Raw genomic sequence first — 26,038 nt, 5'->3', positions numbered from 1 at the left:
GCCGGGTCTGAGTGACGAAGCACGCCTCCGCCTGGCCCACAGGGCGAGTTGCGCATTGCCCTGAACCAAAGTCTCGCAGCCAGCAACTAATGCAGCGCAGGTGTGCTCGTTCCCATTGCCAGGCGCCGCAAATCATGTCCGCCCTCCCTCGCCTCATTGCATTCGCCGTCGCCGCTTCCGCCCTGCCCCCGACCACGGCATTTGCGATGGACGACTACCTGCGCGCATCGAGCAGCGCGCCGACCGCGATCACACTCTGCGGCGATACCAGTGATGACCGGATCAAGACCGCCGACTGCAGGAAGGCCGGTACCGACAGGCTGGTGGCGCAGATCGACAAGGCGTTCGACACGGCGCTCGCGAAGATGCCGGCGAACGTCAAGCCGCTGCTGAAGCGCGACCAGGCCTGGTTCAACGAGATGATCATCGACGCCGCCGAGGTGCTGGCCGATGCCGACGCCGACGAGCTGAAGCAGAAATTTGCCGAGACGTTGCGGCGCCGCGCGGCCGCGCTCGAGGCAATCGCATCCGGCCGGCCCGGCATCGCCGGCAGCTGGGTCAACGCCTTCGGCAGCATCACGCTGACGCCGGCCGACGGCGGCGCCTATCGCCTCGCCGCCGATCTGCGCGGCGACTATGGCGGCGAGCGCAGGCGAACCTGCAAGCTGACCGCCGACCTGAAGCCCGCGGGCGGCTGGCTCTCCGGGCCGGTGGTGATCGAGAGGGACCGGCCGGCCGACAAGACCAAGGCCGACGCAGCCGCCACTCCCGCAAAGCCGCCGTCGTTGAAGCTCCGCCGCCAGGGCGAGACCTTGCGGATCGTCGGGACCATCGATGACGAGGACTGGGACGGGCTCAACGACTGTTCGTCGATGTGGCAGGTCACCGGCAGCTACTTTGCCGCCGGCAAGGACGTGGCATCCGACAAGTCCGACACCGCGTTCGCCGCGCCGACCTTCGACTGCACGAAACCTGAGACCGCGACCGACGAGGAAATCTGCGCCGATCCTGATCTCGCCGCCAACGACCAGCGGCTGAACCGCGCCTGGAAGGCATTGCAGCCGCGGCTCGACGAGGCGACCCGGCGCGCTCTGATCGACGACCAGCGCAATTGGGTGAAGAGCCAGACCGAGCAGTATCCGGAGTTCCTGCATCCGGCCTGGAACAAGCAGAGCTCACAGGTCCACTTCACGGTCGATGCACGCGATCACGTCAATGGCTTGCAGCGCGAACGCCTGGCGCTGCTCGAAGGCTTTGACGACAAGCGCAGCGGGCTGGCCGGCATCTGGCTCGCCTACAACGCCGTCATCAAGGTCACCGCCGACGGCAACGGCGCCGTGACGGCCAAGGGGTGGAAATGGGACCAGGGCGACTGGAAGGCCGGCTGCGACTACGAGATGACCGGCAAGATGGCAGGCGGCACGTTCCGCTCCGACGAGCGGCGCAAGAATCCCGACACGCTCGAGCGCGACCATGCGATGCTGATCGTCAACCGGCTCGACGATGTCTTTGCCAAGAAGCGCGACGGGAAGGACGGCACCGACGACGGCGCCGATGAGGCCAAGTGCAAGCGCCGGCTCGACAACTCCTCGCCCGCGCGGCTGTTTCCGGCCCGCCCCTCGCCCGACATCGATAATTTCAAGGGCTCGATCCGGTAACCGCGCGGCCTGACGGCTGCGCCGTCACAAGTTGCGGGTCTGCCGGTCGCCATAGGCGATCACGAATGCGACCGTCGCGAACATCATGGTCACGGCAATGACGACGAGAATGGTATCAAAGTTCTGGTGCTCCTCCAAGCTTGACGAACAAACGCTAATGCGCCGGCCGGAAGGAGCCTTGCGGCAGATCAATTTTGACCGAAATCGTCTGGGCATGAAACCGCGGCGATTCTTTTGCGTATGCTCAACCATCGAAGGAAGCATTCCATGCGCGCGATCGCCCTCATTGCCGCCATCCTGTTCGCCCTCGCCTCGCCTGCCGCTGCCGACGACGTCAGCGCCGCGCAGGACGTGATCCGCGCCCAGGAGCAGGCGTTCGGCCGCGACGACGCAGCTAGCGCCTATTCCTATGCGGCGCCCGCGATCCGGCAGCTCTTTCCGCAGGCCGAGATCTTCATGTCGATGGTGCAGAGCCAGTACGCGCCGGTCTATCGCCACAAGAGCTTCGAGTTCGGCGAGGCGCGCAGCGAAGGCGACCGGATCGCGCAGCGCGTTCACATCGTTGACGCCAATGGCGAGGCGTGGGAGGCGCTCTACACGCTGGAGCGGCAGGCCGACGGCAGCCTGAAGATCACCGGCTGCTCATTGCTGAAGGCCGGTCAAGCGGTGTGATCGCCACGATCGGCCGCGCAATGGTCGCTTCAGGACAGGCCCTTCCTCAAGCGCAGCCGATCTTCGAGCCAGTCGAAGATGACTTCGTTGGCCAGGGTCGGATTATCGATATGTCCTTGCATGGCGGCGGTTTCGGCGCGCCGGAACAGGATCAAGCTGGCGTCGCGATGAATGTTGCCCAACTGGTTGCCGAATTCGGTCAAGGCGCCCGGAAGAAGCAGCCTGCTTCGCCCGCGGTGACCAGCAGCGGGCATTCGATGCTTCGCGAGATCGCGTTGGCTTCCTCGAGCCATCCGGTCTGCTCGTTGTCGCCTGCTTGCCGATAGAAGAAGCTTCTCTCGTGCGAGTCCCAAATTCCGGCATCGCAAACCGCTGCGGCAAACCGGGCGTCGCTGGCCGCCGCACGGGCGACCAGCGAGGAATTGCACGCGTCCGCCACGATGGCGATCCGCGTGCTGTCGACGCCGGGCTTCTCGGAAAGAAAGTCCAGCACGCGGCTCATGGCGGCTTCGAATCTGTGGCCCTCGAGCCGTTCCGGTGACAAGGCCGCCTGCGTTCCCAGCAGGTCCACGGCGAGCAGCGAGAAGCCGCGCTCGTTCGCATGACCGGCGTATTTGGTGATCAACTCTTCCTTGTACGAACCAGGCTCGCCGATGCAGACGATGACCGGCCCATCGTCGCGAAACGCCGACGGCAGATAGTAGGCCTGCAGCGACAGGTCTTCGGTCCACGGAATCGAGAGCACCTGGCCCGCCGGAACCCGGGTCTTCAAAAAGCTGGTTGCGCATCGCCGCATGCCGTCGACGCACGTGTCAGCAAATCGTTGGCATATCCGGGAGGCCTAGCGGCGGCGTGAAAGTAGGTCGTGGCCCGAAGCCAATTGCGACGGGCGGTGACCAGATTGTTGTTCAGCAACGAATGCTCGGCGCGCGCCTCGTTCAGTTCCGCGGTCTTGATCCACTGCTCGGACCACGAGCTTTCCGAAGCGAGGTTGATCCTGCTCAAGGTCAACCAGCATTCGGAGACCGTCGAACCGCCTTCCTGTGCTGCGGCCAGCAGCTTGACGAACTCCGCCGACAAATCCTCTCGATCCGGCCAGGCAGGCCAGCCCTTGTCATCGAACTCGACGCTGCTTGACGAGGCACCGCGCGCCCCACAGTGGTCATGCATGTTTCGTCAACTCGTTCGCACCCGGCTCCGCTGCCGGTATGCGTTATCGGGACGAGTCCGCTTGTTGTTGTCGACGAGCCGCCGCTTCGGTAGCCGCGCGACGTTGGCGTCGAAATCGCACACGCCAATCACCCAGCTCTCCCAAGAAAATATTCCAATCTCGTATCATATAATTGAAGTAATTCGACGGCGGCAAATGTTGATATGGCGGCGCAGGAATGCGTTGCGCTTATGCCTGAGGGCCGAACGTTGCTGCAGCAATCGTTGCCGAGCAGATGCTCGGTAATGTTCCGCTTGCGAACCTGCCGCCGTGCAAGCCTGCTCACGGGATCGCGAGAACCGGCGCGCCGCCGCTCACTCGGTCGTGACCGCGCAGAGCTGACCGCGAACGCGCTGGCATATCCACGCACCGCTAAACGACTGCACTGTCGCCGTCCCTAACCGGGTAGTCCTGCATCGCCTGCGCCCGATCGCTGGAGTTGATGCAGCGATCGACGAGATCGCGAAAGATCGAGAACTCTTCATCGTCCATGCAATCGAGCCCGACGTCATTGATGTTGAGCTGCATCAGCACGGGCGAGTCTGCGCGCGATCCTATCGCCTTCAAATGAAAAACCTCCGGCAGGGCATTGCCGGAGGTTCTGGAGGCTAGTTCATGAAGAAGTTTGATATCTCCTCGTCATGGTCGGCAGAGCAACCGACACCAAGTTTGTACATGATAGACTAATGTTAGTAAATCATACAATGCGCTCTTCTTTCAAAATCAAAGCCTCGACAGTTTCCTGTCGAGGCTTTGGGTCGTGATCAAGTCCGGATCAACCGGGCTTTACCAGTTGCGCTGCGCGCGGAGCAGCAGCATGTAGGTATCCTGGTTGCTGAGCGAGTAGACAGCGGCCGGCTTGCCGATCGCAGCGCTACCCGGGTAGGTGATCGTGCCAGCGTAGTTCTGATCCAGATGGGTGTAGGTGAAGTCAGCCGAGAAGGTCAGGTTCTTCACCGGAGTCCACTGGGTCTGCGTGCCGATCTGAGCAATGCTGTAGTCGGGGTTGCACGAGGTCAGGTTCGAGGTGGCGCCGATCAGGACGCCGAACGATCCGCCCACGCCAGTCCCGCCCGGGCCGCAGATGTAGCTCTTGGCGGTGCCGTTGTAGTTGACCTGGGCCCACGCACCATAGACGCTGGTGTTCCAATAGGGGTTCCAGTTGTGGACGTACGCACCGCGCACGCCGTACGTCGTGATCAACTGCTGCTGACCGCCGGAGACGAACACGCTGTCCGGCGCGATGCCGAAGCCGATGCTCTGATAGGCACCGGGAACGCTGGTGTTGCCGAAGTAGGTGAACGCACCGGCACCCGAGAGATCCTGGATGTTGTAGCGCGTCGCACCGTTGGTGTAGACGCCCTGCAAGTTGATGGTGTCGCCAGGTCCGGTCGGAATGTTCTTGATCGACAAGGCCAACTGACCAGCCCAGCCCCACTTGTCGTCCGGATGACCGGTCAACTCAGTGCCGCCGTAGTAGGCGCGTGGTTGTCATGCGCCGCGAACGACGCCTGGAACAGACCCCAGGCCTGGTCGACGCGCAGCATCGCGACGAGGTCCGGAGCAATCGTGCCGGCATAGTCGCTCGCGCCGTAGGGACCGAGAGCACCGGTACCCAGCACACCGAGATTCTGCACACCGGCCTGATAGTAGGCCGATTGATCCTGGGCCGACAACGCCAGCGACACGCCGTTGCCGAACTGCGCGGTGTAGGTGAACTGGTTGACACCGGTGATCGTGCCGCCGCCGCCGACGAGACCGTCGAAGTTGTTGCCGGGATAGTTGGCCCACGGCGCCGAGAACTGCGAGACCGCCTTACCCATGGTGAAGCCGGCGAACTGGACGAAGGCGTAATAGACGCCGACCGTGCCGGCGGCGACACCGCCCGAGCTGGCGTTGTTCGGAGCAGCGGACGTTCCGATCGGCGAGTAGACCGTCGAGCCTGCCGCGGCGCCCGCGCCATAGCTGTCCGAGGTCCAGCTGAAGGTCGCATCGAAGAAGGTGCGAACCACGCCGTATTCGGTCGCAGTGCGGGTGTCGACGTTGAGGTCTTCACGCGAGCGCCAGGTATAGCCGTTGGTGAAGCGGTTCTGTGCACCACCGGCGCCAGCGTAGTTGCCGGTGTGATCCGAGTTGGTGTTCGCCAGAACGTCCATACGCAGGTAGCCGCCCAGCTTGATGCAGGTGTCGGTGCCCGGAATAAAGTAGAAGCCCGGACCATAGAGCGAGCAGACCTTCACGTACTCCACTGCCTTGGCCTTGACCGGAAGGTCGGCCGCCATGGCTCCACTGCTCGCGGCGAGAGCTGCCGCCGAGCCCAACAAAAGGCCCTTAACTATCTTCATGCTATCCTCCAAGTGATGCCTTGCACTGCTGGCAAAGCGACAAACGTTCCCCTCCCGAAAACCGCTGCCGCGCAGCCATTTTCAAGATGCTCGTGGTCAACTCGGCCACTGCAGGCGTGAGATGGTGGATGCCCCCCATCTACGATGCGGAACAATGCAATTGGAAGGTCACATATTCAACTTATATTAGTTAGTCATTCTATCTTTGCGCACCCTTGTGTCATTCAGGCAACGCCCGCACGAACATTTTCGTCCGGCGCCCGCTTCAAAGATTGCTCGATATCCGTGAAGATGAATTTTTGTTAAGGTAGGTCATGACCGAGCGCAAATCGACCGACAAACTGCAGGACGCGGCTGAGCGATTGGCTTGGGAGATCGTGTCGACCAGCGTCCGCCTGGACGAGTTGCGCGGCATCTGGGCCAAGATGATCGGAATCACCGGCCCGCAATGGATGATCATGACGGTGCTGGCGAATGCCGAGGACCGCAGCGTCGGCCTGCCCGTCGGCGCGGTTTCGAGGGCGCTGCGCGTCGATCAGTCATTCGTGGTGACGCAGTCGAAGCTGCTCGAAAAGAAGAACCTCGTGCGCCGCAAGAGCTCGACCGAGGATGCCCGCGTCGTGAACCTGTCGCTGACCGAGCATGCCAAGAAGCAGATGGCGAACCTGTCCGCGCAACGCCGGGAGTTGAACGAGTTCGTCTATGCCGACCTCGATCTGCGCGAGTTGCAGCAACTGACCGGCAAGATGGATTCGATCAAGAACCGCCTCGAAAAGGCGATCGCGAGAATCTCGGTCGACCTCTAGGTAGCCGTCGACATCTCCTCGGAAAACCGCTTCGCACTTTTCCGGATCATGCCATCGCGAGCCGCTGCCGCGACCGCAGCAGAAGCAGCAGGATGATGCTGACGTTGAGCAGGTTCCAGGCGAGGCCATTGGCGAAGGCCGCGGTATAGGAACCGGTGGCGTCGAAGATCACGCCCGAGATCCAGCCGCCAAACGACATGCCGAACACCGAGGCGAAGATCACGATGCCGATCCTGGTCGCAGCCTCGGACGCCGGCATCGCGTCGCGCACGATGATGGCATAGCTCGGCACGATGCCGCCCTGGAACAGGCCGAACATCGCCGAGATGACGTAAAGCGAGGTCAGGCTGTCGAAGAACAGATAGAACAGCAGCGCCGAGCCCTGCGCGATCGAGCCGATCAAGAGCGTGCGGATGCCGCCGATCCTGTCGGCGAGGAATCCGGAGCCGATCCGGCTGATGATGCCGAAGCCGAGCATCAGCGACAGCATCTCGGCGCCGCGCGCCACGCCGTAGCCGAGATCGCCGCAATAGGCGACGATGTGGACCTGCGGCATCGACATCGCCACGCAGCAGGAGATCGACGCCAGCGACAGGATCGCGGTCAGCGCGTTGGTGGAGAGCCTGAGGTCGACCCGCGGCGGCGCCGCGTTGACATGGCTGCGCCGCGTCGCCGCCCCCATCAACAACCGCAGCACCACGAGCGCCAGCGCCATCGCGACCGCGGTGAAGACGCCGATCGCGATATGGGTGGTGCGCCAGCCGATACTCTGCATGCCGAAATTGACCAGCGGCGGCCACACCGTGCCGCCGACATAATTGCCGCTCGCGGCGATCGCGACCGCAAGGCCGCGGTAGCGCTCGAACCAGTGCGAGGCCTCCGCCATCAACGGGCCGAAGGTCGCCGCCGACGACAGGCCGATCGCAAAATGCAGCAGGATGAAGGCCAGGATCGACGGCGCGTAGCCGGCACCGATATAGCCGAGGCCGAGAATGCCGATCCCGGCACCGATTGCCGCGACGATTCCGTAGCGGTCGCTGATCTTGCCGGTCACGACCTGGCCGAGGCCGAAGCCGAGCATCACCATCGTGAAGGCGAGCGAGGCCGTTCCGCGGGTCGCGCCGAAATCGGTCTGCACCATCGGCAACGCCACCACGACCGACCACATGCCGACGCTGCCGAGCGAGCCGATCACCACGGCCACGACAAGGCGCAGCCATGCCCGGCGCGAGTCGGGAATGAACGTTGCGGCTTCGGGGGAATATTCAGAAGAAATTACCACGGCACGCGGAACTTCGTCGGCAATTGCCTCAAGGTCAAGCCACATTGCCGAGAGATTAGGCATGCAGCAGCAAGGGGACGCGCTTGCCGCGACGGGAAGTCGCCGGGTCAATTGCCGAAGTTCGGATCCTGCGACTGGAACGGGCCGCACTTCGCGTGCGTGGCGAACCGCTGGTCGAAGTCGACGGTGCCACCGGCGACCGGAATGCGGGTCGGCGGCAGGCCCCGAAGGTATTGGTCGACGGTCACGATCTTCTCGTCGGTGCTCAGGGTGACACGCACCGGCTCGAGCGGCTTGCCCTTGTTCACAGCCGTCAGGTCGAGCGCGTAGTAGCCGATCACCGATTGCCCGCCCCGCATGTGGCGATCGACCGATAGCGGCAGATAGACCTCCATCCGGACGTCCTCACCTTCGCAAGCGATCATGCGGATCATCACGGCGTCGGCGCCCGGCGGCTTGGCGGTCGCGGCGGTTGCAGCGCAAATGGAAATGGCTGCGACCAGGCCGCGCCACACGAACGCATATCCGTCAATCACGCCAATGGTGCAGCGCATCGGTTCTGTCATCTCTGACCAAGAGGGTTCACGTCGCAGTTGGTCGAACGCCGGGCCCGGCAAGTTCAACTTCCGGCAGGCTCCCGGCGAACGCGGGAATATCGTCCGCCGAACCGTGATCCATGCTGACGAGGAAATCTGATACAATGCGAGCCGGTTCACACTGGCGGCTCGCCAACCGGACCTATCATCCCGCCGGATGGCGCGCAGCTCGCAGCGTATGAGGATCGAAGCGCACACTGTCGGAGGCTCACCATGCATTCGTCGTCAGCAGAGTGGTTACCCGTTGCGTCAGCACCGTCGGACCGGGAGCTCGAGGTCTGCATCCTCGACTATGACGGCATGGTCCATGCGCTGATGTTCCCGTGCCACCGGGACGGCGCTGAGTGGGTCGACCATGCCGGCAGCAGGCACCTCGACATCCAGCCGACACATTGGCGCAATTGGATGACGTCGGCCAACTGACGCCGCCTTGACCGGCCTGAGACGGCCGCCGCCGATCTCGCGCGGGTCCGCATATTGCGCTAGATTTGCCGCGTGAGGTTCAAGGGTGGGCCAGGAGGCTCGTCATGGAATCACACGTGATCCCTTTCGAGAATCGTTGGACCAACGGCGAGCATGCCTGGGAGTGGCATTGCGAGCTCGAACGGCTGGGCGTGCCGACGGTCCGGACGATGTATTGCGAGCATGAGACGCACTATCGCGGCGAGTCGGCGGTGGTGTTCGACATCCCTGCAGGCTTTGTCCATGACTGGCTGGCGTTCCACGACCGGCGCGCCGCCCGGCGGCAATTGCTGTGGCGCGCCAGCGTCATCACGCTCGGCCTCATCGCCGCATCGGGCGCCGTGCTCGGCATGTTGAGATAGGGGCCACGCCCCCCGTCCCCGGAACAGCCGGACGGTCCGCCCCGCCCTTTCCGGCCGAAATGCCCTGCCCGAGCGCCTGTGACACCAGGCGCAGCCCTTTAGGGAGCAAATATTAACCCTTTGCTAACCATACACCCGGCAAGAATTGCCGAGTGAAGTCGAGTGTCGTCGAACGCGTCTAACGGGCGGAGATCCCCGTGAACGCCAGCGCGGTGCCTCACTTTCGGAACGGCGGCCCTGCGGCCGTCGCGCAGACGCTTGGCGGCCGCGGCCGCCAGTCGCGGGGGAGAGCGGCTACCATGGTCGACGTCACGGCGGGTCAGGGCACGGCAGGCAAGAGCGGATTGCCGAGCCTCGGCGAGATCGGCGACATCCTAAAGCGCGGTGATATCGCGCTGGCGGTCGGCGTCCTCACCATCCTGGTGGTGCTGATCCTGCCGCTGCCCTCGATCGTGCTCGACCTCTTCCTGGCGGTCTCGATCACGGTCTCGATCCTGATCCTGATGACCTCGTTGTTCATCCAGGCGCCGCTGGAATTCTCGTCGTTTCCGACCATCCTCCTGATCTCGACCATGCTGCGGCTGTCGCTGAACATGGCCTCGACCCGGCTGATCCTGAGCCACGGCCATGAGGGCACGGCGGCCGCCGGCCACGTCATCGAGGCCTTCGGCAACTTCGTGATGGGCGGCAACTTCGTGATCGGCATCATCGTGTTCGCGATCCTGGTGATCGTGAACTTCGTGGTCATCACCAAGGGTTCGGGCCGTATCGCCGAAGTCGCGGCACGCTTCCAGTTGGACTCGATGCCCGGCAAGCAGATGGCGATCGACGCCGACCTCTCCGCCGGCCTGATCGACGAGAAGGCCGCCAAAGAGCGACGCAAGGCGCTGGAAGACGAGAGCGGCTTCTTCGGCGCGATGGACGGTGCCTCGAAATTCGTCCGCGGCGACGCCATCGCCGGCCTCCTGATCGTCGGCATCAACATCGTCGGCGGCATCATCATCGGCGTCGCCCAGCAGGGCCTCTCGTTCAGCGAAGCCGCCCGCACCTACACCGTGCTGACCGTCGGCGACGGCCTCGTCACCCAGGTGCCGGCGCTGATCGTCTCGACCGCCGCCGGCCTGCTCGTCTCCAAGGCCGGCATCACCGGCGCCGCCGACAAGGCGCTGATGCGCCAGCTCTCCGGCTATCCGCAGGCGCTCGGCATGTCGGCCGGCGTCATGCTGGTGCTCGGGCTACTGCCGGGCATTCCGACCCTGCCCTTCCTGGCGCTGGGCTCCGGCGCCGCGATGCTGGCCTGGAACGCGCGCAAGCAGAAGCGGGCGGCGAAGGCGGCCGAAACCGCGGCAGCCGCAGCCCCCGCTGCAGCCGCGGCCGCCGCCGCTGCCGCTGCGGAAGAGCCGATCGCCGCCGCGCTGAAGATCGACGACCTCAAGATCGAGCTCGGCTACGCGCTGCTGCCGCTGGTCAACGGTCCTGACGGCACCGACCGCCTCACCGAGCAGATCAAGGCGCTGCGCCGCTCGCTCGCGATCGAGATGGGTTTCGTGATGCCGGCAGTGCGCATCCTCGACAACGTCCAGCTCGAGGCCAACAGCTACGCCATCAAGATCAAGGAAGTCGACGCCGGCAGCGGCAAGATCTGGCCGGCCCAGTTCATGGTCATGGACCCCGCCGGCAACCAGGTGCAATTGCCCGGCATCCATACCATCGAGCCGACCTTCGGCCTGCCCGCGACCTGGGTCGATGCCGGCCTGAAGGAAGAGGCCGCGCTTAAGGGCTACACCGTGGTCGACGCCGCCACGGTGCTGTCGACGCACCTGACCGAACTGCTCAAGACCAACATGTCGGATCTGCTGTCCTACGGCGAGGTGCAGAAGCTGTTGAAGGATCTGCCGAAGGAGCAGGGCGAGCTGATCAAGGACATCGTGCCGAGCCAGGTCACGGTGTCGGGCATCCAGCGCGTGCTGCAATTGCTGCTCGCCGAGCGCATCTCGATCCGCGATCTCTCGACCATCCTCGAGGGCATCGCCGACGCGTTGGCGTTCTCGCGCAATCCGGCAACCATGGTCGAGCACGTCCGCGCCCGGCTCGCCCGGCAGATCTGCGCCCAGAACACATCGCCGAACGGCTACCTGCCGCTGATCGCACTGTCGGCGCGCTGGGAGCAGGCATTTGCCGAGTCGATCGTCGGCACCGGCGACGACCGGAGCCTCGCGATGCAGCCCTCGAAGCTCTCGGAATTCATGACCGCCGTGCGCAACGCCTTCGAACAGGCGGCGCGCGAAGGCGAGGCGCCGGTGCTGGTGACGTCGGCCGCGATCCGGCCGTTCGTTCGCTCGCTGGTGGAGCGGTTCCGCTCGCAGACCACTGTCTTGTCGCAGGCCGAAATCCATCCGCGCGCCCGCCTGAAGACGGTCGGCAGCGTCTAGGGCTTCGGTCCTGACCGAGGCGGAACCGAAGCTCTGGGTTGTTGCCTGACGCGGTTCCTTCACGCCAACCGGGCGCGTCCGCTTCGTTCGAAAACGCTCTAGCGGCCGCAAATCACTCGCGTTTTGGTCTGTGTTTTCTCGCCACAGGCAACTGATTTATGTGGAACAGGCCGAAACGGCCCCATCTGGGATGCAGCATTCCAGCGTCGACCCAAGGCACTGATATTACATTGATTTAATGCATTTCAGATTACCAAAGGGTCATCTTTGATCGCGACCGATCACGTCTCATCACGCCCTTGTGATGCCCTCTGGGGAACGGAATCGGCAAATCCTACGTTAGCGAGGCACGAGACGTTGAACCGGGCAACAGACCGAACCGACAAATTGACAGAGAGCAGGAAGGCGGCAGGAGACTTCCATGAACCACTCGATCTACAGCGCTGATCGTACGACGCACCTGAAGATTGTGGTCGTGGCCTTGGTCGCCGGTATCCTGGTCGCTGGTTTCGGCATCTCGGCACACAATTCGTCGGACGAGGGTTACACCCAGACTGCGCGTATCATGAAGGCCGGCAAGCCGGTCGCGATCACCAGCACGAACAACTCGCTCGTCCGCTAACAGGAGAGTTTCACGGAATTCACGTAGCTCTTTACAGCCCCCAAAGTCGCTGCGTGGATATTTAAGACCCCCAACTACCCCCAAGTTGACTATCGAAAACGCCCGCTCCCCACGGGCGTTTTCTTTTTTGTGCGGCGGGTATGGCTCTCTCCACGTCATTGCGAGCCAACGGGTCGCGCAAAATGCGCGCCCGATGACGGGCTCCGCGAAGCAATCCATGTCTCCGCATCTGCGGAAGCGTGGATTGCTTCGTCGCTCGGCTCCTCGCAATGACGGGGTTTACAGCTTCCGACAGTCTCCGACGACGAGGCGCCCGGCCTATCGCGGCGCCGAACCTGACGCAGGCGGCACGGTCTCGATCAGCTTGCCGGTGAAGATCGGCGCCGAGGTCGGCTGGCCGTTCGGCGAACCGCCGGCCTGTTCGACGGTCACCGCATAGGTGGCGCCGTTGATCACGTCGGGATCGTAGCCCGACAGCACCGGACGCGCGGTGAAGTCATCGGCGCCGATCACGCCGAGCGAGCGCGGCTGCGGCAGCTTGTCGGAGATCAGCCAGAGCTCGAAGCTCTTGCCGGGCTCCGAGGCGGCACCGACCTTGCGCACGGTGAAGTTCTTGGTTGCGCCGTCGATCGTCATGATGAAGGCCGGCCCGCCATTCTGGCCTTGCAGCAGCGCGACATATTGCGCCGACGGCGTGAAGGCCGGCGCCGGCGTCTTCACTTCCACGGTCTGAATGCGCGGCTTCGGCCGGATCGCGTTCGGCAAGGCATCGGGCCGATAGATCTGCAGGCCGAGCGTCACCAGCAGCGCAGCCGCGATCGCGGTCGCGGCCGACGCGATGCCGCGCCAGCGCTTCACGCGGCTGGTCAACGCGACCACATTGCTGTCGTCGCCAAAGCGCGGTCGGACCGACGGCCGCCGGACTTCGGCCGGCTGCTGGATCCCGGGTTGCTGCGAAGGCTCCGGATCGAACGCCGAGCCGAATTCGACATCGTCTGCGATCTGCGTCGGCGGTGGCGGCGTTACCGTCGCGGCCGGCGTCTCGGGCAGCGCCAGCGGCGGCTGCGGCGCGGTGGCATGGCCGATCGCCGCCTTGATGTTCTCCCAGACCACCGGACGCGGCTCGACCAGGCCGACCATCTGGTTCAGCGGCCCGAGCCTGAATTCCCAGGCCTGCACCAGCGCGGCGAACTCGCTGTCCACGGCCATCATGGTCTCGACCTGCGTGCGCTCGTCGGCATCGAGCGTACCGAGCGCATGTTCCGCGGCGAGCGCGATATGGTCTTCGCTATAGGCCATCAATCAGAGTCCAAGACACTCCCGGATATCCATCAGGCTGCGGCGCAGCCAGGTCTTCACCGTGTTCACCGGTGTCTCGAACTTTGCGGCGAGCTGCTCGCGGCTCCAGCCGTTGTAATAGGCGAGCAGCACGAGCTTCTGACGATCGGGCTCCAGTCGACCGACGCACTCGAGCAACCGCTTCAACTCTTCCGTCATCTCCCGTCGCGCCAGCGGATCGGGCTGGTCGGCGGCGACTTCCATCGCGGCCGGCTCCTCTTCCAGCGAGGACTCGCCTCGCTTGCGCACCACATCGATCGCGCGGTTGCGCGCGATCGACGTCATCCACGTGATCGGGGAAGACAGGGCTGGGTTGAACTGCCCGGCGCTGTTCCAGATCTTGACGTAAGCCTCCTGGATGACCTCCTCGGCGAGGTCCTGTCGCCGCAAGATACGGAGCACCACGCCAAAGAGTTTCGCGCGGGTCGCGGCGTACAGCCGCTCAAAGGCGGCCTCATCCCCTTTGGCGACGGCGGCGATCAGCCAGACCAGCTCAGCCGGCGTCAGCATTCAGCGCCCTCCAAGCCTGCATCCCCCATTGCCCCATTGCCACCGCGCTGCCGATCATCCGGTCCGGATCGGTGGTAGCATATTTTGGGACACCACCATCCGCCAAGTCCCCTGCCCGGTGGCCGGCTTGTGGACAGCGCCCAGCAAAAAGCCCGGGCGATCGGCCCGGGCTCGCAAGATGGTCAGCGGAGAGAGCGAGGGATCAGGCGATGACGCCGAGACGGGCCCGCATCAGGCCGATCGAATCCATGTCGGCTTGCTCGCGGGCGCTCTCCTCCGCGCGTTCGCGCGCCTGGTCACGCTCGTCGAGCAGTTCGACCTTCTTCAGCTCCTCGAAGGCTTCCGACAGCAGCGCCTTGGCGTCGTCGAGCTGGGCACGCAGCTCGTCGGCCGAGCGGGTCAGGTTCTCGCGGCGCTGGATCGCGGCCTTGGCATAGGTGGGATAGGCGAAGTGCGAGGGATCGTTGATCCCGGCGCGCTCCTGCTCGGTCTGGATCTCGCGCTCGAGCTCGACGGACATGCGCTGGAAGTCGGCGATCATGCCCTCGATCTGGGTAACCCGACGGCGCTTTTCATCGACCTGAAATTTCTTCAGGCGGATCAGCGTTTCACGTGACTTCATCGACTCATACTCCCCAGAAGTCCCAAATCCGAACGCGGGACAGAGCCGGCTCCCCGCTGGGCCCCGCCGGCATAGCTATGGTGTGCCGGGGATGATGGCCTGACAAAGTTAGCGTTCCGTTTCCAAACCCGACAGGATTTGAGCCAGTTGCCGGTAGCCGTCGCCGAGACTGGTCGCCTCGTCCTTGGCCTGGCGCAGGAAGCTTTCCAGCGGCTCGTGCAGCCGGATCGCCTCGTCGACCTCGGGGCTGGAACCCGGCCGGTAGGCACCGAGCCGGATCAGTTCCTCCATGTCGGCATAGGTCGCCATCACCTGCCGCGCCTTGTTGATGAAGGGCAGGAAATTGGGATCGGCCGACTTCGGCATGGTACGCGAGACCGACTTGAGGATGTTGACGGCGGGATAGCGGCCACGCTCGGCGATCGCCCGCTGCATCACGATGTGACCGTCGAGGATGCCGCGCACCGCGTCGGCGATCGGCTCGTTGTGATCGTCACCGTCGACCAGCACGGTGAAGATTGCGGTGATGGTGCCGGCGCCGGTGCCCGGCCCTGCGCGCTCCAGGAGCTTCGGCAATTCCGTGAACACGGTCGGCGTGTAGCCCTTGGCGGTCGGCGGCTCGCCCGCGGAAAGCCCGATCTCGCGCTGCGCCATCGCAAAGCGCGTCACCGAGTCCATCAGGCAAAGCACGTCCTGGTCCTCGTCGCGGAAATACTCCGCGATGGCCAGCGTGAGGTACGCCGCCTGGCGCCGCATCAGCGCCGGCTCGTCCGAGGTCGCGACCACCACCACCGAGCGCGCCAGGCCGTCCTCGCCGAGATCCTCCTGGAGGAATTCCTGCACCTCGCGGCCGCGTTCGCCGATCAGCCCGATCACCGAGATCGCGGCATCGACGTTGCGGGCCAGCATCGACAGCAGCACCGACTTGCCGACGCCGCTTCCGGCGAAGATGCCGAGCCGCTGGCCGCGGCAGCAGGTCAGGAAAGTATTAAGCCCGCGGACGCCGAGGTCGAGCGGCGGCCCGACCCGCTTGCGCGAATGCGCCGGCGGCGGCGAGTTGCGGTAGGACATCGGCGAGGCGCCCTGCACCAGCGGGCCCTTGCCGTCGATCGGTTCGCCCATCGCATTGACGACGCGGCCGAGCCAGGCCGGCGACGGCCGCACCTGGCTCGCCGCATTGGCGATCATGGCGCGGCAGCCGCGCCTGACACCCTCGAGCCCGCCGAACGGCATCACCACCGCGTTTTCGCCGGAGAAGCCGATCACCTCGGCCGGGATGAAGCGGCCGGCGCCGACGTCGATCACGATGCGGGCGCCGACCGACATCGCGTGAATCGGCCCCGCGATCTCGACCATCAGCCCGCGGACGCCGACGACACGGCCATAAATATTGACGCCGTCGATGTCGCCGATCTGCTCCGCGAGGGCCTTCATTGCGAAAACCTTAAGTTTCCGCGATTTTGCTCCAGCCGCTTAACTTCGTGTTTACCCGCATCATTAATCATTGCGTCACTGTCTTTGGTGACTGAGGTCGCTTGCCCATCAGAAGAAGGGCGAGTCGCGAGAGTCGGTTAGGCCCGTCTCTTAATGTGGAAACTGAACGAGCGCGGTTAGGAAAAGCTTCTTCTACGCAATATCTTAGGGCGATTCGACAAAAATTGCACGGTTAGAGCTTGCGTCGAGGAATCAGTTTTTGTTAACCATATCTCGTCAGGATCCGAATCAGTTGTTCAAAGGCGTTTTGTGAGTGCCGCAAGTGCGGCCGACCTGACGCCCGGAGCGGCGACTATAGGGGACTGGCATGCGCGTTTTGCTGATTGAAGATGATAGCGCCGTCGCGCAGTCGATCGAATTGATGCTCAAATCCGAGAGTTTCAACGTCTACACGACGGATCTCGGTGAAGAAGGCGTCGATCTCGGCAAGCTTTACGACTACGACATCATCCTGCTCGACCTCAACCTGCCCGACATGTCCGGCTACGACGTGCTCAAGCAGCTCCGGGTGTCGAAGATCAAGACTCCCATTCTGATCCTCTCCGGCCTCGCCGGCATCGAGGACAAGGTCAAGGGTCTCGGCGTCGGCGCCGACGACTACATGACCAAACCCTTCCACAAGGACGAGCTGGTCGCCCGCATCCACGCGATCGTCCGCCGCTCCAAGGGTCACGCCCAGTCGGTCATCCAGACCGGCGATCTCGTGGTCAATCTGGACACCAAGACGGTCGAGGTCGGCGGCCAGCGCGTGCACCTGACCGGCAAGGAATACCAGATGCTGGAGCTGCTCTCGCTCCGCAAGGGCACCACGCTCACCAAGGAAATGTTCCTCAATCACCTCTACGGCGGCATGGATGAGCCGGAGCTGAAGATCATCGACGTCTTCATCTGCAAGCTCCGCAAGAAACTCGCCAACGCCTCCGAGGGCCGCAACTTCATCGAGACCGTGTGGGGCCGCGGCTACGTGCTGCGCGAGCCGCACGAGGCCGACGAGCGCATTCCCGCCTGACGCTTTCTACAGCAAACCTCCTCAACCCCGCCGCAAATGGCGGGGTTTTTGTTTTTGGAAAGCTACGCCACCGGGACCGCGGCCAGGGCGGCGAGAACATCCGCGCCCCTGGGAACGCCGAGCCCGGTGCACGCGCTCCAGCCAAGGCCGGCATCGTAGCCCTTGCCGCCGACGCGGTTGTTGCCCTGCTCGACCGCGCGGAAGGCGCCGGGGTTGGCGTAGAGCGCCGCATTGAGGAAGCCGATCTGCTCTCCGCGCGCGGCGATCGCAATCGCGACCAGGGCGGCCCATAGCGGGGTTGCGGCGCTGGTCCCGCTCATCGCCATCGCCTGCCCGTTGACAATGATGCGATAGCCCGGGCTTGCCGCGGCAGCGCAGGCGACGTCCGGCACGCCGCGCCGGATCGCGCCGTCGTTCTGCGACTTCGGCAGCGTCAGATGCGACTGATAGTCGGGGACGGGAAACGCATCGCTGATGCCGCCGCCGGTGCCGATCGCGCCGGCGTTCCAGACCGCCTCAGCTCCGGCCGACCCATTACCCGCGGCAAGCCCCGGCTGCGTGCCGCCGCAGCTCGTCGCATAGGGGCTCGAGGCCGGAAACCAGACATGGACCTTGCCGTCGGTCAGGCCACTGGTTGCAAGCTGATCGCCAGAGGCGAACAGCACGCTGACCCGCAGCCGCGCGGCATCGGCGAGCACCGCCTGCATCGCATCGCGACCCGGCGCGGTCCAGAATTTCTCGGCACTGCCCCAGCTGACCGAGATCACCTGCGGCGCATGCTCCTCATCGAACACCGCCTGATGGATCGCATCGGTGAGACCGGCGGCGGAGTTCTCGGCAAAGTAGACCACGATCTTGCTCTTCGGCAGCAGGCCGGCGAGCACCTGGAGGTCGAGCGCGAGCTCCTGGTCGGCGACATCGTTGCTGCCGAGACCGCTGTCGTTGCCGGTCTGCGGCACATTGACGACGACCGGCGGCTCGCGGTTCATGCCGGTCAGCGCCATCGCAAGATCGCTCGCGAGATAGCCGCCGCCGAGCGCGATGATGCCGACGCAGATCGACGACACGTCGCGATCGAGCGGAATGCCGTAGCGGGCCGCGATCTCGGTCGGCCACAACCCGCTGTCGCTCCCCGTATCGTCGGCCGTGGCTGTATCAGCCCGGGCCTGCACCAGCGGCGTCCTGGTCCGGAGCGGGCGCTGATCGAAGCCGAGGATAGCGCGGGTCCATGGCGCGATCTCGGCCGGCACCGTCAGGCCGCCGACCCGCGCACGAAATTCGCGCTGCCCGTCACGATAGATGCGAAGCGTTGCGCCGAAGGTCTCGGCCATCTGCCTAACCGTGCCTTCAAGCACGACGGTGCGGGCGACAAGATCGGTGGCGACGACATTAAATCCGCGCTCCGCCGCCAATCGTGCGATCCGCGCGGCGGCGCGGGCATGGCTGCGATGGCGCTGCGTCGCGAGCTGGTGCCGCGTGACCGGCCCCGCGAGCCTAGCCAGATCACCGGCGCTGCCCGGCGCAAACTTGTCGGGCGTGCGCCGCTTCACATAGACCACGATGGAAATCCGCTCGTCCGGATCGACATCGCCGACCAGCGTCGCGCCATCAGGCGCGGCGCGGTTGCTGCCGGGAAGCGGAACCCTGCGCTCGCGTGAGCCGGCCATCACTGCGGCCTCACTTCCCGGTGCATGGCGTCGGCTGCACCGGATTTTGCGTATCGTCATAGGCGCAGAAAGGGATCGACCAGACGAAGTCCGCCGCAGTCGCAATCCGCGTGAGGCCCGGCTTGCCCTCGAAGATCGGCGGCTGGCTTGCGAACTTCCAGTACCATTCGGGCAGCAGCGGCCCGAGCGGCGCGACCGGACCATTCGGACCAAACGAGATGAATCCCGCCTGCGATGCGGGCGTGCCGTCCGCCTTGAAGGCCGCGCGGCCGTGGCAGGTGATGCAGGACGACGTCGCGACGAAGCCGTCCTCGGTGACGGAGTTGCCGACCCTGATGTCGAGCCCGACATTGTCGACGAAATCGACCTGCGATCCCTTCAGGCAGTAATTGCTGTAGACGGGATCGATGTCGGCGCTCGACAGCATCGCCGCCAGTGCGGGCGTCTTCACGCAATCCGGATAGCCCTGGCCCGCGATCCGGTTCGACGGCACGAACGCGGTCTGCGCGCCGAAACTATCGCGGCAGCCGATGATGTCGCAGCGGCCCGGATTGAAGCGGTGCTCGAACGTCGCCCAGGTCCAGTTCGGCACCTGCTTGCTGATCACATGCATCGAGACCAGGGCGTACTGCACGCCGGCCGCGCTGTTGACGTGATAGAGCTGCGGCGCTTGGGCCACCGTCACTTTGTTGTTGGTGAATTGCGGGATGTCGCTGACCGGCACCCAGTTTCCCTTCACCTCGATGGAATCGGCCGGGAACGACAGCGTCTTGCCGAATGCGGCCTTCACGCCCGACAGCTTGTAGAGGTTGTTCTGAACGATGAAGTCGAATGTCGCCTTGTTGTGACGGGTCTCCTCCATCTGCCCCTGCGCGGCGCCCGGCGGCAGCGCCGGCAGCAATCCGCCGCTCTGCTGCACGCCCTCCCGCGCCACCTGCGGCAGGATCGGCGGACGCAGCGACGGCGGCGTCGCGGCCGCCGGAAACTGCGGATTGGGCTGGAACAGGTCGGTATCGCTCGCCCAGGTCTCGAACGTCGAATTGCTGCCGCCGGCGCGGGTATTGGCCTGGATGAAGAGCTGCCAGGCGACCTGATCCGGCGCGGTCATCGCGGGATTCGGCGGCGACTGCGCCGCGGCCGGAACGGCGGGAAGCGCAAACAGAACACAGACGAGCAGCGTGTCGATCGACCTTCGCATCTTTGCTCTCCACATCGGGGTTCAAGGTTGGAATCCGTCCCCCATCCAGCTCGCATAGAGATCGAGCGAGTCCCGCGACCATCGGTGACCGGGCGGCATGAAGCCGGACGACAGCGCGGCGAAGACGCGGCGTGCGTTGGCGTGATCGGCAAAGTCGTCATTGCCGGCCGGGTCGCCCATCCAGTCGGCGTCGCCGAGCCGAACGCCCTTTGGCGCCATGCAGGCGATGTCGCCTGGTCGAAACATCGGCAGGATGTCGTTGCCAAAACTGGTCGTCATCGGGATCACCGAGCCCATTCGCGACATTCACTTCTGGTTGCATATCGTATAGACGACCATCACAGGAGCCGCTGTGAAGCCGCTCACATCGCCGCGCAGCAATTTCCGGCTGCCGTCCACGCGCACCGGTGCACAAGCCGGTGGCGGGATCGAACCGGAGCTTCGCGAACTGCGACCAATCAGCTATAGGATGACCATCTAGGGCTGTTCGGGCGCATCACATGATCCTGCAATCCCTCGCCGGCCTGCCGGCGTTCCTGGTCTATTTCTGCACGGCGCTGATCGCCGTGGTCGCCTACCTCTTCGTCTACACGCGCGTCACGCCGCATGACGAATTCCAGCTGATCCGCGACAACGATTCGGCGGCGGCGATTGCGCTCGGCCTCAGCCTGCTCGGCTTCGTGCTGCCGGTGGTCAGCGCCATCGCCCACTCCGCCAATGTGATCGACTGCATGATCTGGAGCATCATCGCGCTGATCGTGCAGATCATCGTCTACTACATCGTGAAGATTCCGGTGCCGAACCTGTCGGCGCGGATCGCCTCCGGCGAAATGGCGGCGGCGATCTGGCTCGGGCTGTCGTCGCTGGCCGCAGGCGCGCTGAACGCTGCCTGCATGATCTACTGAGCCATTGAGCCAAACCATGGCGCGCAAACCCAACCCGGAATTCGGCAAGCGGCGCCCGGTCGTGCCGGCGGTGCCGCCGCGGCCGGATCCGCCTTCCAAGCGCTCCAACCATGTCGCGCTGCTGATGATGGGCACGCTCGCGGTCGGCGGCGGCGCATACGCACTGATGCCGCGGCAGAATTGCCAGCCGATCCCGCCGACACCCCCGGGCGTCACCGCGCCGGCCGTCCCGCAACCCGGCGCGGATTGCACGCAGCGCAGTTCGTCGTCCGGATCGGGCGGCAGCGGCGGCGGCTCGTCGCGCAGCAGCTTCTACAGTGGCAGCTCCTCGTCCGGCGGCTCCTCATCCTCGTCGAGCTCGACATCAAGCTCATCGGTGAGCCGCGGCGGTTTCGGCTCGTTCGCACATGCATTCGGTTTCGGCGGCGGCTGATGAGCACTTTGGCGTGTCGTCACGTGCTTTCACTTGCCCGCCGCTCGGAGCTGATGGAAGCTCGGCGCGGCTCAGCAAACGGCAGAGCAGAAGGCAGGGATTGCGTCGATGAAACGCTCGCGCCGGGTCTGGCTGAAAATGATGGGCAGCGTCGCGATCGGTGCAGCGTCGATCGGCCTGACACAAGGTCACGCCCGCAGTCGCCACCACCATGCCGGACACAAAACGAAGCGAGACCCGGAGCAAGTGTCAGTGTACCCCTCCGGCGGCTTCGGCGGCGCGCCGCGCGGCTTCGCCCATTTCGGGCATCCCTCGCATGGTGGCGGCTGACACCAAACTGAGATCACGGTCCCCTTCATGCAACGCATCGCATGTCCCGAGCGCGACGATTGGCAGGCCACCGCCGAGAGCGCCGGCTTCACCTTCCACACCATCGACGGCGAACGCTACTGGGACGAGCGCGCCTACTACGCCTTCACGCTCGACGAGATCGAGCGTTCGATCGAGGCGCCGACCGGCGAGATCGATGCAATGTGCCTCGAGCTCGCCGGACGCGCGGTCAGGGATGAGCGCTATCTGCGCCGGCTCAAGATTCCGGAAGCGTTCTGGGACCTGATCGCGGCGAGCTGGCGCCGCAAGGATCCAAGCCTCTACGGCCGGCTCGACCTCACCTTCGACGGCAGCAGCGCGGCCAAGCTGCTCGAATACAATGCCGACACGCCGACCTCGATCTTCGAAGCGGCGGTGTTTCAGTGGACCTGGCTAGAACAGGCGATCGCGCGCAACATCATCCCGAAGCGTGCCGACCAGTTCAACTCGATCCACGAGCGGCTGATCGAGGCCTGGAAGACGATCGGCGCCAACCGTCCGCTGCACCTCACCGGACTGACCGGCAATGCCGAGGACGCCGGCACGCTTGCCTATCTCGAGGACACCGCGGCGCAAGCCGGGCTGGAGACGACGCTGCTCGATATCGAGGAGATTGGGCTGCGTGACGACGGCCAGTTCGTCGATCTCGACGAAAGCCCGATCGCGCTCGCCTTCAAGCTCTATCCGTGGGAGTGGATGTTTCACGACACGTTCGGCAAGAACCTCGCGACCGCGCCGACGCAATGGATCGAGCCGCCATGGAAGGCGATCCTGTCCAACAAGGGCATCCTGCCGCTGTTGTGGGAGCTGTTCCCAAACCACCCCAATTTGCTGCCGGCCTGGTTCGACGACGACCCGCAGGCCGCGCAGCTCGGCACCTCCTTCGTGCGCAAGCCGATCTATTCGCGCGAAGGCGCCAACGTCGAACTGGTCAGCGGTGGCGTCACGCTGGTCGCCGAGCAAGGCCCCTACGGCGCCGAAGGCTTCATCCGCCAGGCGCTGGTGCCGCTGCCGAATTTTTCCGGGCAGTATCCGGTACTCGGAAGCTGGCTGGTCGACCACACGCCCTGCGGGCTTTCGATCCGCGAAGACGAAAATCCGATCACCGGCAACACCTCGCGCTTCCTGCCGCACGCGATTTTGTAGAAGCGAAGCAATGACGTGGAAAGAGTCCTCGGCCTCCTAACGCAGGAGACGCGCGCTCATCGCGCAGCAGACGCAACCGCCTTCAGCACATGCAACGCGGCGCCGGCGCGTGCGACCGGAGCGGTGCTGGGCTGGTAGAGCCCGCGGCGGTCGGGATAGGGCCTGAACAGGTTGGTGATGCCGACCACTGATTCCGCTGCGCCGAGCGCCAGCACGCCGTCGGGCTCCAGCATCCGGGAGATCTTGCCGAAGATGCCCGCCTTGGTCTGCTGATCGAAATAGATCAGCACGTTGCGGCAGAAGATCGCGTCAAAGGTGCCGAGATGCGAGATGTCCTGCAGCAGATTGAGCTGGCGGTGCTGCACCATGCCGCGAATGTCGGCGTTGAGCTGCCAGAGCTCGCCCTGCTGCGTGAAGTACTTCACCAGCAGCTGGATCGGCAGGCCGCGCTGCACCTCGAACTGACTGAACAGGCCGGCCTTGGACTTCTCCAGCACCGCCTGCGACAGGTCGGTGGCGATGATCTCGATGCGCCAGCCAGCGAACAGCGCGGTCATCTCCTTCAGCAGCATCGCGATCGAATACGGCTCCTGCCCGGTCGACGATGCCGCGCACCAGATCCGCAGGCTGCGGCGCGCCGCGCGCGCCTGTGCCAGCGCCGGCAGCACCGCGTCCTTCAGATGATCGAACGGGACCTTGTCGCGGAAGAAGAAGGTCTCGTTGGTGGTCATCGCTTCGACCACTTCCGACGTCAGCTTCTCGGCGCCGCCCTTCATCCGCAGCACGAGTTCGGCAATCCCGGCAAGGTTCGATCTGCGTGCCAAAGGCAGCAGGCGGCTCTCGACGAGATATTGCTTGTCGCTCGACAGATCGAGCCCGGAGCGTTCCTTCAGCAGCTTGCGCAGATACTCGTAGTCCAGCGGCGTCACGAACGGTCTCCGGCAAACACGCGAACAAGCTTCGGTGCGATCTGATTGAGCGGCAGCACGGCGGCGCAGATCCCGGCATTGACCGCAGCACCGGGCATGCCCCACACCACGCTGGTGGCTTCGTCCTGGGCGATCACGCTGCCGCCGGCGGCGACGATGTCCTTGCCGCCGCGCATGCCGTCGGAGCCCATGCCGGTCAGGATCACCGACATGATGCTGCCCTGCCAGATATCGATCGCGGAGGTGAACATCGGGTCCACCGCGGGCTTGCAGAAATTGACCGGCGGCCCGTCGTCGAGCGCGATGGTGGCGTCGATGCCGTGGCGGACGATGCGCATATGGCGCGCACCGGGTGCCAGATAGATCTGGCCCGGCTTGATGCTCTCGCCGTCGATCCCCTCATGCGCCGGCCGCTTGCTGGTGCGCGCCAGATGCTCGGCGAGAATGGTGGTGAAGGTCGGCGGCATGTGCTGGGTGATCAGCACCGGGACGCGATCGATCACAGGGCCGATCTCTGCGACCAATGTCATCAGCGCCTGCGGCCCGCCGGTGGAAGAGCCGATCAGCAGCACCTTCGGCTGCAGCAGACCGAACGAACGGCGTGCGATCTGGGCCGGCGCTGCGGGCGCAGCGGCGGGAGCCGGTGCACGCGCTCTGTCGTGAGCGGGCGCGAGCGGCGGGCTTGCCGTGGTGTGTACCACGCTGCGCCGCGCCTTGGCGCCGAGGTGACGGATCTTCTGGATCAGGTCGTGGCGGAAGGTTTCGGCGGCGGTCGCCTCTCGCGTGCTCTCCGGCTTCGGAATGTAGTCGGACGCACCGAGCGAGAGCGCCTTCAGGCTGATCTCCGCGTTGCGGCGGGTCAGCGTGGAGGCCATGATGACGACGAGATCGCGCTTCTTCGCCAGCAGCTGCGGCAGCGCCGAGATGCCGTCAAGGTCGGGCATCTCGATATCAAGCACCGCGACGTCGGGATTGATGCGCTCGAGCTGGTTGACGGCGTCGAGGCCGGTGCGCAGCGAGGCGACGACCTCCATGTCGGATTCGGCGCCGATCCAGCGCGAGATCATCCCACGGATCACCACGGAATCGTCGACCACCATCACCCGCACCTTGTCGGAACGGGTCGATGTCGGAACCGCAGTACTTGTCAACGCAACACTCATGACTTCACCAGCGACGCAACACGACGCACAACAACCGTTGAGCCGAAGGCTTCTGCCGCCGGATCGAACGTAGACTTAGATCAGCCCGACTTCCTGGAACTTCGCGGTGACGATGTCCCGGTCGAACGGCTTCATGATGTACTCGTTGGCACCGGCATGCAGCGCGCGTGCGATATGCGCGACGTCATTCTCGGTGGTGCAGAACACGACCTTGGGCTGATCGCCGCCGGGCATGCGGCGGAGATTGCCGAGAAATTCGTAGCCGTCCATGACCGGCATGTTCCAGTCGAGCAGCACGGCTTCCGGCATCGCGCGCTTGCAGGCCTCGAGCGCTTTCGCGCCGTCCTCGGCCTCGACGATCGTGAAATCGAGCCCTTCCAGGATACGGCGGGCGACCTTGCGAATGACGCTTGAGTCATCGACAACAAGACAGGTTCTCATCTGCGACCTCTACTTCCTCATCCCCGGTGGGATGTTTCAGTTCTTCAATTCCAGCGGCCCGTCTCAGGCCGCTTTGGCATCAGGCACCAGTTCGAGCACACGATCGATGTCGAGGACGACCATGAGCTGGCCGTCGAGGCGGTGGACGCCGCCGGCGAGCTTGGCCATGCGGGGATCGAGATTGACCGGGTTGTCCTCGCGGCTGTCGTCGGGCAGCCGCAGCACCTCGCCGATCTGGTCGATCAGGAGGCCATAGGATTCGCCGCGCTGGTCGACCCCGACCGCCATCGGCGGCCTGCCGTCGTCGGCCTTCGGCAGCCCGAGCCGGGCGCGCATGTCGACCACGGTGACGATGCGGCCGCGCAGG

At 64.7% G+C, this 26,038-nt stretch carries 30 protein-coding genes and 1 pseudogene; 12 read left to right on the top strand and 19 right to left on the bottom strand.

Going from position 1 to position 26,038, the window contains the following annotated elements; genetic code table 11:
• Positions 1 to 134: 134 nt before the first annotated feature.
• Positions 135 to 1,658 (top strand): lysozyme inhibitor LprI family protein, encoded by a 1,524-nt coding sequence (locus tag ALC15_RS07220; protein ID WP_050626640.1) that lies wholly within the window; start codon positions 135 to 137, stop codon positions 1,656 to 1,658.
• 24 nt (positions 1,659 to 1,682) lie between these two features.
• Here ALC15_RS07220 and ALC15_RS43190 read toward each other — a convergent pair whose 3' ends face one another.
• The gene (locus ALC15_RS43190) at positions 1,683 to 1,910 is read right to left on the bottom strand and encodes a hypothetical protein (RefSeq protein WP_128089464.1); all 228 of its coding nucleotides are present in this window, start codon (positions 1,908 to 1,910) and stop codon (positions 1,683 to 1,685) included.
• Between the two features lie 15 nt (positions 1,911 to 1,925).
• On the opposite strand from ALC15_RS43190, the gene ALC15_RS07215 reads away from it, so the two are divergent.
• Positions 1,926 to 2,330: a DUF4864 domain-containing protein gene (locus ALC15_RS07215; RefSeq protein ID WP_050626754.1), complete on the top strand. Its 405-nt coding sequence runs from the start codon at positions 1,926 to 1,928 to the stop codon at positions 2,328 to 2,330.
• Positions 2,331 to 2,359: 29 nt separating this feature from the next.
• Here the strand turns inward: ALC15_RS07215 and ALC15_RS44075 are convergent, their stop codons facing one another.
• The 5 genes and pseudogenes from ALC15_RS44075 to ALC15_RS07200 form a co-directional block, all read right to left on the bottom strand.
• The gene (locus ALC15_RS44075; RefSeq protein WP_157860872.1) at positions 2,360 to 2,533 is read right to left on the bottom strand and encodes a hypothetical protein; all 174 of its coding nucleotides are present in this window, start codon (positions 2,531 to 2,533) and stop codon (positions 2,360 to 2,362) included.
• The gene (locus ALC15_RS41665) at positions 2,530 to 3,075 is read right to left on the bottom strand and encodes a dienelactone hydrolase family protein (RefSeq protein ID WP_128089463.1); all 546 of its coding nucleotides are present in this window, start codon (positions 3,073 to 3,075) and stop codon (positions 2,530 to 2,532) included. The genes ALC15_RS44075 and ALC15_RS41665 overlap by 4 nt, the downstream gene beginning before the upstream one ends.
• A 23-nt stretch (positions 3,076 to 3,098) precedes the next feature.
• A complete protein-coding gene (locus ALC15_RS41660) occupies positions 3,099 to 3,410 on the bottom strand; it encodes a hypothetical protein (RefSeq protein ID WP_050626638.1) in 312 nt (103 codons plus the stop codon).
• 502 nt (positions 3,411 to 3,912) lie between these two features.
• The gene (locus ALC15_RS44070; protein WP_157860871.1) at positions 3,913 to 4,074 is read right to left on the bottom strand and encodes a hypothetical protein; all 162 of its coding nucleotides are present in this window, start codon (positions 4,072 to 4,074) and stop codon (positions 3,913 to 3,915) included.
• A 252-nt stretch (positions 4,075 to 4,326) separates the two neighbouring features.
• Positions 4,327 to 5,885 (bottom strand): annotated as a pseudogene (locus ALC15_RS07200) (porin).
• A 314-nt stretch (positions 5,886 to 6,199) separates the two neighbouring features.
• On the opposite strand from ALC15_RS07200, the gene ALC15_RS07195 reads away from it, so the two are divergent.
• Positions 6,200 to 6,691 carry a MarR family winged helix-turn-helix transcriptional regulator gene (locus ALC15_RS07195; RefSeq protein WP_050626637.1) on the top strand — a complete coding sequence of 164 codons (492 nt, stop codon included), beginning with the start codon at positions 6,200 to 6,202 and terminating at the stop codon, positions 6,689 to 6,691.
• 46 nt (positions 6,692 to 6,737) lie between these two features.
• Here ALC15_RS07195 and ALC15_RS07190 read toward each other — a convergent pair whose 3' ends face one another.
• Together ALC15_RS07190 and ALC15_RS07185 are read right to left on the bottom strand one after the other, a co-directional pair.
• A complete protein-coding gene (locus ALC15_RS07190; RefSeq protein ID WP_050626753.1) occupies positions 6,738 to 7,973 on the bottom strand; it encodes an MFS transporter in 1,236 nt (411 codons plus the stop codon).
• A 107-nt stretch (positions 7,974 to 8,080) separates the two neighbouring features.
• Entirely contained in the window at positions 8,081 to 8,590 is a 510-nt protein-coding gene (locus tag ALC15_RS07185; protein ID WP_244485977.1) for a hypothetical protein, read from the bottom strand.
• 192 nt (positions 8,591 to 8,782) lie between these two features.
• Here ALC15_RS07185 and ALC15_RS44065 point away from each other — a divergent pair, with 192 nt between their 5' ends.
• The 4 genes from ALC15_RS44065 (at position 8,783) to ALC15_RS07165 (ending at position 12,447) form a co-directional block, all read left to right on the top strand.
• A complete protein-coding gene (locus ALC15_RS44065) occupies positions 8,783 to 8,992 on the top strand; it encodes a hypothetical protein (RefSeq protein ID WP_050626636.1) in 210 nt (69 codons plus the stop codon).
• Positions 8,993 to 9,096: 104 nt separating this feature from the next.
• Complete coding sequence (locus ALC15_RS07175; RefSeq protein ID WP_050626635.1) at positions 9,097 to 9,393, top strand: hypothetical protein; 297 nt, start codon at positions 9,097 to 9,099, stop codon at positions 9,391 to 9,393.
• 299 nt (positions 9,394 to 9,692) lie between these two features.
• Complete coding sequence (gene flhA, locus ALC15_RS07170) at positions 9,693 to 11,825, top strand: flagellar biosynthesis protein FlhA (RefSeq protein WP_050626634.1); 2,133 nt, start codon at positions 9,693 to 9,695, stop codon at positions 11,823 to 11,825.
• Positions 11,826 to 12,246: 421 nt separating this feature from the next.
• Positions 12,247 to 12,447: a hypothetical protein gene (locus ALC15_RS07165; protein WP_050626633.1), complete on the top strand. Its 201-nt coding sequence runs from the start codon at positions 12,247 to 12,249 to the stop codon at positions 12,445 to 12,447.
• A gap of 318 nt (positions 12,448 to 12,765) precedes the next feature.
• On the opposite strand, the gene ALC15_RS07160 is transcribed toward ALC15_RS07165, so the two are convergent.
• The 4 genes from ALC15_RS07160 to fliI all read right to left on the bottom strand — a co-directional run bounded on the left by ALC15_RS07160 (position 12,766) and on the right by fliI (position 16,351).
• Entirely contained in the window at positions 12,766 to 13,746 is a 981-nt protein-coding gene (locus tag ALC15_RS07160; RefSeq protein WP_050626751.1) for an anti-sigma factor, read from the bottom strand.
• Positions 13,747 to 13,749: 3 nt separating this feature from the next.
• A complete protein-coding gene (locus ALC15_RS07155) occupies positions 13,750 to 14,295 on the bottom strand; it encodes a sigma-70 family RNA polymerase sigma factor (RefSeq protein WP_050425319.1) in 546 nt (181 codons plus the stop codon).
• 202 nt (positions 14,296 to 14,497) lie between these two features.
• Complete coding sequence (fliJ, locus tag ALC15_RS07150) at positions 14,498 to 14,917, bottom strand: flagellar export protein FliJ (protein WP_021081901.1); 420 nt, start codon at positions 14,915 to 14,917, stop codon at positions 14,498 to 14,500.
• A gap of 108 nt (positions 14,918 to 15,025) precedes the next feature.
• A complete protein-coding gene (gene fliI / locus ALC15_RS07145; protein WP_050626632.1) occupies positions 15,026 to 16,351 on the bottom strand; it encodes a flagellar protein export ATPase FliI in 1,326 nt (441 codons plus the stop codon).
• Positions 16,352 to 16,718: 367 nt separating this feature from the next.
• On the opposite strand from fliI, the gene ctrA reads away from it, so the two are divergent.
• A complete protein-coding gene (ctrA, locus tag ALC15_RS07140; protein WP_016848562.1) occupies positions 16,719 to 17,420 on the top strand; it encodes a response regulator transcription factor CtrA in 702 nt (233 codons plus the stop codon).
• 62 nt (positions 17,421 to 17,482) lie between these two features.
• Here the strand turns inward: ctrA and ALC15_RS07135 are convergent, their stop codons facing one another.
• Genes ALC15_RS07135 through ALC15_RS07125 form a run of 3 tightly spaced genes read right to left on the bottom strand, consistent with a single transcriptional unit; the run spans position 17,483 to position 20,564 of the window.
• Positions 17,483 to 19,087: a S53 family peptidase gene (locus ALC15_RS07135; protein ID WP_050626631.1), complete on the bottom strand. Its 1,605-nt coding sequence runs from the start codon at positions 19,085 to 19,087 to the stop codon at positions 17,483 to 17,485.
• Positions 19,088 to 19,097: 10 nt separating this feature from the next.
• Positions 19,098 to 20,285, bottom strand: a complete 1,188-nt coding sequence (locus ALC15_RS44530; RefSeq protein WP_050626630.1) for a hypothetical protein — start codon at positions 20,283 to 20,285, stop codon at positions 19,098 to 19,100.
• 21 nt (positions 20,286 to 20,306) lie between these two features.
• Entirely contained in the window at positions 20,307 to 20,564 is a 258-nt protein-coding gene (locus ALC15_RS07125; RefSeq protein WP_128089462.1) for a hypothetical protein, read from the bottom strand.
• Positions 20,565 to 20,785: 221 nt separating this feature from the next.
• Between ALC15_RS07125 and ALC15_RS07120 the strand changes: the two genes are divergently transcribed.
• The 4 genes from ALC15_RS07120 to ALC15_RS07105 all read left to right on the top strand — a co-directional run bounded on the left by ALC15_RS07120 (position 20,786) and on the right by ALC15_RS07105 (position 23,138).
• Positions 20,786 to 21,190, top strand: a complete 405-nt coding sequence (locus ALC15_RS07120) for a DUF350 domain-containing protein (RefSeq protein WP_050626628.1) — start codon at positions 20,786 to 20,788, stop codon at positions 21,188 to 21,190.
• Positions 21,191 to 21,206: 16 nt separating this feature from the next.
• Positions 21,207 to 21,623, top strand: coding sequence for a hypothetical protein (locus ALC15_RS07115; RefSeq protein ID WP_050626627.1), 417 nt, complete (start codon positions 21,207 to 21,209; stop codon positions 21,621 to 21,623).
• A gap of 108 nt (positions 21,624 to 21,731) precedes the next feature.
• Positions 21,732 to 21,953, top strand: a complete 222-nt coding sequence (locus ALC15_RS07110) for a hypothetical protein (protein ID WP_050626626.1) — start codon at positions 21,732 to 21,734, stop codon at positions 21,951 to 21,953.
• A 27-nt stretch (positions 21,954 to 21,980) separates the two neighbouring features.
• Positions 21,981 to 23,138 carry a glutathionylspermidine synthase family protein gene (locus ALC15_RS07105; RefSeq protein ID WP_050626625.1) on the top strand — a complete coding sequence of 386 codons (1,158 nt, stop codon included), beginning with the start codon at positions 21,981 to 21,983 and terminating at the stop codon, positions 23,136 to 23,138.
• A gap of 56 nt (positions 23,139 to 23,194) precedes the next feature.
• On the opposite strand, the gene ALC15_RS07100 is transcribed toward ALC15_RS07105, so the two are convergent.
• The 4 genes from ALC15_RS07100 to ALC15_RS07085 all read right to left on the bottom strand — a co-directional run.
• On the bottom strand, positions 23,195 to 24,067 hold the full coding sequence (locus ALC15_RS07100; protein ID WP_050626624.1) for a CheR family methyltransferase: 873 nt from the start codon (positions 24,065 to 24,067) through the stop codon (positions 23,195 to 23,197).
• Positions 24,064 to 25,230 carry a protein-glutamate methylesterase/protein-glutamine glutaminase gene (locus tag ALC15_RS07095; RefSeq protein ID WP_050626623.1) on the bottom strand — a complete coding sequence of 389 codons (1,167 nt, stop codon included), beginning with the start codon at positions 25,228 to 25,230 and terminating at the stop codon, positions 24,064 to 24,066. Before ALC15_RS07095 ends, ALC15_RS07100 begins: the two co-directional genes overlap by 4 nt.
• Positions 25,231 to 25,305: 75 nt before the next feature.
• The gene (locus tag ALC15_RS07090) at positions 25,306 to 25,671 is read right to left on the bottom strand and encodes a response regulator (RefSeq protein ID WP_021081912.1); all 366 of its coding nucleotides are present in this window, start codon (positions 25,669 to 25,671) and stop codon (positions 25,306 to 25,308) included.
• 63 nt (positions 25,672 to 25,734) lie between these two features.
• On the bottom strand, positions 25,735 to 26,038 hold a 304-nt coding region (locus tag ALC15_RS07085; RefSeq protein ID WP_200914648.1), incomplete at its 5' end, for a chemotaxis protein CheW.

The sequence above is a fragment of the Bradyrhizobium viridifuturi genome (genome assembly GCF_001238275.1).
GTDB classification, from domain to species: Bacteria; Pseudomonadota; Alphaproteobacteria; order Rhizobiales; family Xanthobacteraceae; genus Bradyrhizobium; species Bradyrhizobium viridifuturi.
The sequence above is the reverse complement of the archived record's forward strand: the minus strand, read 5'-3'. Positions and strand labels throughout refer to the sequence as shown.